8 protein-coding genes, 2 pseudogenes and 1 other annotated feature are annotated in these 8,850 nt (G+C 39.8%); of the genes and pseudogenes, 4 read left to right on the top strand and 6 right to left on the bottom strand.

Annotated elements, in window-relative coordinates; translation table 11 throughout:
• Window positions 1-204 precede the first annotated feature (204 nt).
• The gene (locus FTT83_RS14790; protein ID WP_000059656.1) at window positions 205-1,404 is read left to right on the top strand and encodes a tyrosine-type recombinase/integrase; all 1,200 of its coding nucleotides are present in this window, start codon (window positions 205-207) and stop codon (window positions 1,402-1,404) included.
• Window positions 1,405-1,498: 94 nt separating this feature from the next.
• On the opposite strand, the pseudogene FTT83_RS14785 reads toward FTT83_RS14790, so the two are convergent.
• The 5 genes and pseudogenes from FTT83_RS14785 to FTT83_RS14765 form a co-directional block, all read right to left on the bottom strand.
• A pseudogene (locus FTT83_RS14785) lies at window positions 1,499-2,742 on the bottom strand (IS3 family transposase).
• Window positions 2,343-2,459: a sequence feature (AL1L pseudoknot), on the bottom strand. Its footprint overlaps the pseudogene before it by 117 nt.
• A gap of 40 nt (window positions 2,743-2,782) precedes the next feature.
• Window positions 2,783-3,034 (bottom strand): annotated as a pseudogene (locus FTT83_RS14780) (transposase family protein); the annotation flags it as partial.
• A gap of 42 nt (window positions 3,035-3,076) precedes the next feature.
• Window positions 3,077-3,718 carry a hypothetical protein gene (locus FTT83_RS14775; RefSeq protein ID WP_000009204.1) on the bottom strand — a complete coding sequence of 214 codons (642 nt, stop codon included), beginning with the start codon at window positions 3,716-3,718 and terminating at the stop codon, window positions 3,077-3,079.
• An 11-nt stretch (window positions 3,719-3,729) separates the two neighbouring features.
• Window positions 3,730-4,176, bottom strand: coding sequence for a hypothetical protein (locus tag FTT83_RS14770; RefSeq protein ID WP_000149838.1), 447 nt, complete (start codon window positions 4,174-4,176; stop codon window positions 3,730-3,732).
• 291 nt (window positions 4,177-4,467) lie between these two features.
• Window positions 4,468-5,558 (bottom strand): IS4-like element ISAba1 family transposase gene (locus FTT83_RS14765; RefSeq protein ID WP_085940648.1). Its coding sequence is split into 2 segments (ribosomal slippage): window positions 4,468-5,018 and window positions 5,018-5,558, totalling 1,092 coding nucleotides; the frame shifts between segments, so codons are not numbered across the junction.
• A gap of 89 nt (window positions 5,559-5,647) precedes the next feature.
• Between FTT83_RS14765 and sul2 the strand changes: the two genes are divergently transcribed.
• The 3 genes from sul2 (at window position 5,648) to FTT83_RS14750 (ending at window position 7,324) form a co-directional block, all read left to right on the top strand.
• Window positions 5,648-6,463, top strand: a complete 816-nt coding sequence (gene sul2 / locus FTT83_RS14760; RefSeq protein ID WP_001043260.1) for a sulfonamide-resistant dihydropteroate synthase Sul2 — start codon at window positions 5,648-5,650, stop codon at window positions 6,461-6,463.
• 86 nt (window positions 6,464-6,549) lie between these two features.
• Window positions 6,550-6,798 carry a phosphoglucosamine mutase gene (locus tag FTT83_RS14755; RefSeq protein ID WP_071830581.1) on the top strand — a complete coding sequence of 83 codons (249 nt, stop codon included), beginning with the start codon at window positions 6,550-6,552 and terminating at the stop codon, window positions 6,796-6,798.
• A gap of 61 nt (window positions 6,799-6,859) precedes the next feature.
• Entirely contained in the window at window positions 6,860-7,324 is a 465-nt protein-coding gene (locus tag FTT83_RS14750; RefSeq protein ID WP_071830580.1) for an ATP-binding protein, read from the top strand.
• Window positions 7,325-7,397: 73 nt separating this feature from the next.
• On the opposite strand, the gene mph is transcribed toward FTT83_RS14750, so the two are convergent.
• The gene (gene mph / locus FTT83_RS14745) at window positions 7,398-8,285 is read right to left on the bottom strand and encodes an Mph(E)/Mph(G) family macrolide 2'-phosphotransferase (RefSeq protein WP_071830579.1); all 888 of its coding nucleotides are present in this window, start codon (window positions 8,283-8,285) and stop codon (window positions 7,398-7,400) included.
• Window positions 8,286-8,850: the final 565 nt, after the last annotated feature.

Below are 8,850 nucleotides of genomic sequence, written 5' to 3'. Positions count from 1 at the left end.
GATGACAGAAAAAGTGAGTTGTTGGGAACTTAAAGAAGAGGTGGTACTTATAATGGTTACTAAAATACAAATACTTAAAATATTAAATATATAAAACAATATATTACAAATATATATGATGCGTAGTCTACGCATCATATGAAAGTCCTTCTATTTTGGTATAATTAATTTGATCAGTCCATTGATAGGTTTCATTCAAATCTCATGAGTCTTACTGAAATTAAAGTTCGCCAAGCTCATTGCAAGGAAAAAACTTGTTTTTTATCGGATGAAGATGGACTTAGTCTAAAAATTGAACCAAATGGAAGGAAGTCTTGGAGTTATCGATATACAGATCCAAAAACCAAGAAACGCCGCCGAATTCAGTTAGGGCTTTATCCTGATTTATCCCTGAAAAAGGCACGACAAGTCAGGGATGATTTTAGAGATAATAATTTCTGTTTTGAAAATGAAACTGTTTCTAATTTAATTACTTTTCATCAGGTAGCAGAGGAGTGGCTACAGTTCAAACTTAAAAATGCATTCAATGATTTACCACGCTGTGGTGTTCTCCAGTTAGCAGAAAAATGTTTACAGCATGATATTTATCCAGTTCTTCAGGATATCCCTTTTCAAGATATTAAGCGCTATGACCTAGTTTCAATAATTAGAAAAATAGAGTCACGTCAAGTTAAAGAACCTGTCAAAAAAGCTTGTAGTTATTTGAACCAAATTTTTGACTATGCTGTAGCAATGGGCTATTGTGAATATAATATCGCGCATGGTTTAAATAAAATTGCTGTTAACAATAAAATCAAGAAGAACTATCCTTATTTAAAAGCTGAAGACATCTCAGATTTTATGCATAAATTAAAAAAGTTGGATGCACATCCCATTATTAAAAAAGCACTCATGTTTAAATTATATACTGGCGTGCGAGGGGCAGAGTTGTTAATGGCTGAACCTCATCATTTTGATATAAAAGATAAAATTTGGAGAATTCCAGCCTTACATATTAAACAGTTTCGACGTAAAGTTATCCTAGGACATGAAATTCCAGATTTTTTAGTTCCACTTTCAGATCAGGCGTTAGAGATCTTAAAAGATGCGATGCAATGGTCATTGGGTGAAAAATTCATTTTTGCTAGTCCGCGAAAGCAGGATCACCCGATTCATTTTAATACATTAAATATGGCTATACGTAAGATGGGGTATGGAAAACATCAACTTTCCTCCCATGGATTACGTTCTACCTTCAGTACTATTTTGAATGACTCAGGATTGTTCCAAGATAATTGGATTGAGGCTCAACTTTCGCATATTGATAAGAATCGTACACGTGCTAGCTATAATCATGCGGATTATTTAATTCAACGAACTGAAATGATGCAGTGGTGGGGAGATTATTTAAGTGCTGCTCAGTGAAAATTTTATATTTAGATAAGAATATTCAACTAATTGCAGGCTATTGGATAAATCAACCTGAACCGTACCGGGTTTGTCGGAGACTTTATTTAAGTTAGGCTACCTGACCTAACGGATTAATTTTATCATAGTACATTGCTTCAAAATCAACAGGTGACACATAACCCAGTGCACTATGTACACGCTCTTTATTGAACCAATCTACCCAGTTTAATGTCGCAAGTTGTACATCTGCTAAACCACGCCAATCTGCTTTTAAATATTCAATCACCTCTGTTTTGTATAAGCCATTCACCGTTTCAGCCAAAGCATTATCGTATGAATCACCAGTTGTACCGACTGAAGCTCGTAAATTTGCTGCTTCTAAACGATTGGTATAACGAATGGAAAGATATTGCACACCTCTGTCGGAATGATGAATCACATTCTTGGGTATACCTCGATCATGTAATGCTTGCTCTAATGCATCGAGCACCATATCTGTATTCATCCGTGTCGATACTTTCCATCCAACAATTGCTCGTGAGAACTCATCAATAATAAAGGCGGTATAGACCCAGCCTGAATGGGTTTGAATATACGTAAAATCAGTGACCTGAGAAACACTGTTTCGTAAGGTGGTCGGGCTGATCTGCACTAAAATTCCGTTTCACTAAGTCAGCTGCTCGTTTTTGATCATCTCGGCTACGGGTGGTTTGTTTATTCTTACCACGCCAGACACCTTGTATACCTAGCTTCTGCATCAATCGAGCAACTGTACAACGTGCGATAACATAACCTTCACGTTTCAATTGTTGCCAGACCTTACGCACACCATATCGACCTGAACTTTCTTTCCAAATTCGTTGAATTTGTTCAGCATGATACTCATCATGTAGATCTCGTTTCGCTCGATGTTCTGGATTGTCAGCGAGATCTAAAGTTCGGTAATAGGTTGAAGCTGCGATCGGTAAAATCCTACAAATCGCATCAACACCATATCGATCTTTATTGTTATGGATGAAATCCACCATTATTTGTGTGGGCGGTCGAGCTCCGCCTGGGCGAAAAAAGCGGCTGCTTTACGTAGAATCTCATTGGCGCGTTGCAGTTCTTTATTTCTTTATTTTCGCGTTCGAGTTGTTTGATACGTTCTTGGTCTGAAAGCTGCTGTACTTTAACTGGATTTTGCTGATCTAAATGCTTTTGATGCCAGGCACGAAGTGTTTCAGGAGTACAACCAATCTTAGGCGCAATTGCTGTGATTGCAGCCCAAGTAGAAGGATAATCTTTTTCAGATTCAATCAATAATTGAACCGCTCTATCTCTGATTTCAGGGGTGTATTTTAATTTTGTCATCGGGGGTAGTCTCTCAGAATATTGACTCTCCGACAAACCCGGTACGGTTCACATTACTTTCAGCGATATGGTAGTATGCCGCCAATTCTAGTTGAGTGTTGTAGTTGCGTAAGTAATTGAGCGTTAATAATAATTGATCCTCTATAGCTAAAGTATGAGGACGACCTGATTTCTTTTTAAGTGATTCTGCTTTTTCTAAAACATCGACCACTTCAGTAAAAACTGGTCGAGGTACACCAACCAAGCGCTTAAATTCAGAATCTGAAAAACGGTTTAATTTCTCATATCTCATGAAATCTATATTGAGGCATTTTTTACTTTCGCAAGAGGTCTATTATTTATCATGTTGCTTTGCTAGTTGATAGGAGTCTATGCTTTCACAATTACGTTCTATCAAATTTAACTCGATTTCACCGCATGTATTTGCAGTAGTCCAATAGAAGCCTTCCAAAGTTTGTCCTTGGTTGATTAGTCTTAAATTTCCACTACCGAAAGTCACCTTATTTTCACTATGTTTTGTCCGATAAAACTTATAAATATAGATAAAATCAGAAATTTCACTGTCTTTATTGTGGGACAAAGCTGTAATGATTGATTCAGATGCCTGATGTGAGGTGTAAGATTTGATGGTGGTTATTAAGAAAGTCTGCTTTATGAAGAAATAGATTTCAATTGGAGGAATTTTTTGTCCATTTACCTCAAAATTGCTCGTCAAATTCCCTTTCCATAATCCATGTATAATTGGCTTGCCAATAATAATACTTAAAAACTTATGCTTAATTGTAACTGTTCTAAGAAGTAAGCCTAAGATAAAAAGTGATACGGTAATGGAAGGGGTTAGAGATTGGAGTAAAGTTAGACTTCCAGCAACAAGCCAATTAACAAATTGTATTAATCCAATAAATACACCAGTAAGTCCTACAAATAAGTAAATTATTTTTGTTAGCTCATTAAATTTTAGTACTAAAAAACTCATGCACTTACCCGTTATTTAACAATTGAGTTGTTTTTAAAAACTTTTATAGTCTTATTGGCACTGATCAGGCCTACACAAAATATTCCTTGAATACTCGATGTTAAGTAAGCTGTCATCTCACGAGCACCGCAAGGAATGATATTTTCAATATTCATATATGCTACAGACTCTAACGGAGGGGAGATGAATTGAGAAATATGGGTTAATTTTTTAGAGTTAATATCATAGAAATGAAATCCATCATGGTAGGCTGAAGAATAAGTAGATATTCTCAGTAAGGTTTCATTAATATTTTTTAAATCAAAATCGGTAAAAAATTGTTCTTTATGTAAGCTTATATAGGGAAGGTGACTTAAATCCTCATAACAAACTATCGCTAAGCCTGAAAAATCTTCTTTACATTTTTTACATATTTCTTTAAGTGAGTTATGTATGAGTCGATCGACTGAATGTGTCACTAGATATACCTAAATTAAATTATAAAAAATATATTGTTACTAAATTTTATTTGTTATAAGAGTAAAACTCCATCTTAATTTTTAGAAATATATTACTCAATATAATAGCAGTGCATATAAGTAGCTCTTGCAAACAAAAAGGCTTTGTTGCATAAATACCTAAGAATATGATTTTATTAAATTTATTCTTAGGTTGAAATTTGCGCAAACCTTTAAAAATCAGTACCTTGCAAAATGTTTATGCAACAAAACCAACAAAAATATAAATTTTTTCTCTGTACACGACAAATTTCACAGAACCCTTATCCTATCAGGATTCTGCTTTCTTAAAATTGCCAAAATTTCCTTAAACTCTTCTTTTTTCCCAAAACCAATTAAACGCTGAATCGCCATTTGAACATAGTCTAAACCATAGCGAAATAAACTCATTGAGAGTCGTCCATGCTTCTTTATTTTTATCGCTTTTTTTTGATTATGTTGCCATTCACCCGTTAAGTAACACCAACAGAAGCTTATAGCTAACACCGCAATCAATTTTTTCACTCGTCTAGGGTCTGTCAAGCGCGTATTTTCAAGATTAAACCCGCGTCCTTTGAGACAACTGAATAAGGTTTCAATTTCCCAGCGTAATGCATAATCCTGAATAGCATTGGCATTAAACTGAGGAGAAACGACGAGTAAAAGCTCTCCATTTTCTAACTGTAGTGCACTTATATATAGTTTCACCCGACCAACCAAAATCCGTCGTTTACGACATTCAATTTGACCAACTTTAAGATGGCGAAATAAATCACTAATTTTATGATTCTTTCCTAAATGATTGGTGACAATGAAGTTTTTTTAACACGAATGCAGAAGTTGATGTCTTGTTCAATTAACCATGTAAACCACTGCTCACCGATAAACTCTCTGTCTGCGAACACATTCACAATACGGTCTTTACCAAAAATGGCTATAAAGCGTTGAATCAAAGCAATACGCTCTTTCGTATCTGAATTTCCACGTTTATTAAGCAATGTCCAAAGGATAGGTATCGCTATTCCACGATAAACGATTGCGAGCATCAGGATATTAATATTTCGTTTTCCCCATTTCCAATTGGTTCTATCTAAAGTCAGTTGCACTTGGTCGAATGAAAACATATTGAAAATCAACTGAGAAATTTGACGATAATCAAAATACTGACCTGCAAAGAAGCGCTGCATACGTCGATAAAATGATTGTGGTAAACACTTGATGGGCAAGGCTTTAGATGCAGAAGAAAGATTACATGTTTGCTTTAAAATAATCACAAGCATGATGAGCGCAAAGCACTTTAAATGTGACTTGTTCCATTTTAGAGATTTGTTTAAGATAAGATATAACTCATTGAGATGTGTCATAGTATTCGTCGTTAGAAAACAATTATTGTGACATTATTTCAATGAGTTATCTATTTTTGTCGTGTACAGAGATTATTATAGAAGCCCCCATGAATAAATCGCTCATCATTTTCGGCATCGTCAACATAACCTCGGACAGTTTCTCCGATGGAGGCCGGTATCTGGCGCCAGACGCAGCCATTGCGCAGGCGCGTAAGCTGATGGCCGAGGGGGCAGATGTGATCGACCTCGGTCCGGCATCCAGCAATCCCGACGCCGCGCCTGTTTCGTCCGACACAGAAATCGCGCGTATCGCGCCGGTGCTGGACGCGCTCAAGGCAGATGGCATTCCCGTCTCGCTCGACAGTTATCAACCCGCGACGCAAGCCTATGCCTTGTCGCGTGGTGTGGCCTATCTCAATGATATTCGCGGTTTTCCAGACGCTGCGTTCTATCCGCAATTGGCGAAATCATCTGCCAAACTCGTCGTTATGCATTCGGTGCAAGACGGGCAGGCAGATCGGCGCGAGGCACCCGCTGGCGACATCATGGATCACATTGCGGCGTTCTTTGACGCGCGCATCGCGGCGCTGACGGGTGCCGGTATCAAACGCAACCGCCTTGTCCTTGATCCCGGCATGGGGTTTTTTCTGGGGGCTGCTCCCGAAACCTCGCTCTCGGTGCTGGCGCGGTTCGATGAATTGCGGCTGCGCTTCGATTTGCCGGTGCTTCTGTCTGTTTCGCGCAAATCCTTTCTGCGCGCGCTCACAGGCCGTGGTCCGGGGGATGTCGGGGCCGCGACACTCGCTGCAGAGCTTGCCGCCGCCGCAGGTGGAGCTGACTTCATCCGCACACACGAGCCGCGCCCCTTGCGCGACGGGCTGGCGGTATTGGCGGCGCTGAAAGAAACCGCAAGAATTCGTTAACTGCACATTCGGGATATTTCTCTATATTCGCGGTTCAGCAGGCATGTCCCCTTTGAGGGCGACCCGACGACAGGATAATCGACCTTATGGTGCGCAAATATTTCGGCACAGACGGTATTCGTGGCAAAGCCAACGAAGGCGCGATGACGGCGGAAACCGCCTTGCGCGTCGGCATGGCGGCTGGCCGTGTCTTTCGTCGCGGTGACCACCGCCATCGTGTCGTGATCGGCAAGGATACGCGCCTGTCGGGCTATATGCTTGAACCCGCGCTCACAGCCGGTTTCACCTCGATGGGCATGGACGTATTCCTTTTTGGCCCGCTGCCGACAACGTAATAGGAAGAATAAACGCCCTTTTCACCCAAGTCCAAATTAATTTGCCGATTCCATAATCAGGGTGTATTACAATTCCATAGAGTTTTTCAATCCAGGTGGTTTAGCTGATAACTTAACGATTGATCAGCTTCTTCGTGAAGATTACTCGCCATGGGCGCGCAATAAAAGGATATCTGCCACGTTCAAAGAAGCGCATTTTATTGAAAAATATGGGTCAGGCATCAAACGAATCCAAGAAGGCTTCGCATCCTATGGTCTGCGTCCCCCTGTCTTTGAAAATTTCCAGCACGGTTTTCGAGTTATTGTCTCATCAAAGCTACTTTTCGAATCTAATGAGGGAGTAAGTGAGGGAGTAAATCTACTATTTAATCAGATAAGAACTAATCCAGGAAAGCGTGCACCATTTTTAGTAAACGAGCTATTAGTTCCTGTCAAGATAGTAGAGCGGTGGCTCAAAATCTTAAGAGATGATCATAAAATCGAGTTTCGAGGAGCTCCTAAAAGTGGAGGATACTGGCTAAAATAGAAATCAATGATACTCTTAAGTGGCACCAATCGAACTCCTATTTTAGCATTTAAAAAAGTATCCTCACATCATTTTATTGAACAATACCTAAGGCTGCTCTGGCGGCATTGATATGATTATCGTCGTTGCACTCTACCGCAAAAGCGCCATATGCTAATGGAGCTGCAGCAGCCCTCTCTATAGATTGTTCGTAGAGCCTATCCCATATCGTTCCGCCTTGTTTAGCATACTCCGTTATCAAACTCTTCAGGCTATCCTCTCCAAAAACCGATACGTGACCAGAAAAGTCCAGTGCAGGATCACCCATATGCGCAGTAGACCAATCTATGATACCAGAGGTCTTACCTTCCTTCGAGGTTAAGACATGCCCTGCATAGAGATCGCCATGGATGAAACAAGTGAATTCAGGCCACAAAGGGTCATTGTCCAACCATCTACGGTATCTGTTTTCCAACGGCTCGCTGATACCTATCTCAGATTTCACCAAGTGGATACGGTCAGCTATTTCGGTCCTCAATTCACTTGGAGTCATTATTTTCAAGTTGCTCTTTCTCACATCGTCAGCTGTAATACGATGTAATTCGGCCAATGATTTTGCCAGAGACTCCACATAAGCTATGCTATCGCGATCTATGTTCCAAGAAACCTCATGTGTTATCGCATCGAATGTCAGAGCAGGCGCATCCTCCAGTAAAGGGTAGGCTATTAGGCGCTCCGATACAATTTTCCAATCAGGGACATTGATCGACAGGTTTCTTTTGGCTAAATCCAATATTCTACTTTCATTTTCGATTTGTTCAAGCATATCGCTTCTTCGAGGTATACGGAGTACCCAGTTCTCACCGTTTACTTCCTTTACAAAGGCAACTCTAAAGTCGATGCCCATCTCATTGACGCTCATCTCTTCCGAAATTCTCAGCCCATGCTCTAGGGCTAATGTTTGCATATCTTCGATTGTCATTTCTATACTGTTTTCTTTTATTAAATTGGTACCAGTTCCCCCGACAGGACATTCTGAATGTCATATACAGGTGTAACACTTTACCCATATTCTTTTCGTATGGATAACACTTCCCATCAGGGAACAAAAATCTGATACATGAATTAATTGTGAGACAGTAGACCTACTGTCGCATTGAAGCCATCTCGGCGACTATTTGATTAGGAAAACCAAGGCTTTGCCATCATAGCCTTATCATAGAAGTATAACATAGTTGTAAAGATAGAAAATTATTTTTTATTCATCCATGATGTTATTATTTTATAATAACATCATCTAAACATGTCCTGTCGCTCTTTTGTGCTGTGATATTTCATACCTATTAACTGCTTTCGTTTGAATTATACGACGTTCTACTCACAATAGGGCAAGGGTTACTCATTCCGTAGGATGCGGTTCACGTATAGGAAGAATAAACGCCCTTTTCACCCAAGTCCAACAGCTTTGGACCGCAGTTGACTCTTTCGACACCCCTGCGATGCAACCCAATCCGGCTGACGGGGAGCCAGCAACGCTGAAAATTTAC

This window comes from Acinetobacter sp. YH01018, assembly GCF_013420295.1.
Lineage (GTDB): Bacteria > Pseudomonadota > Gammaproteobacteria > Pseudomonadales > Moraxellaceae > Acinetobacter.
This window is presented reverse-complemented; position numbering and strand designations above follow the sequence as displayed.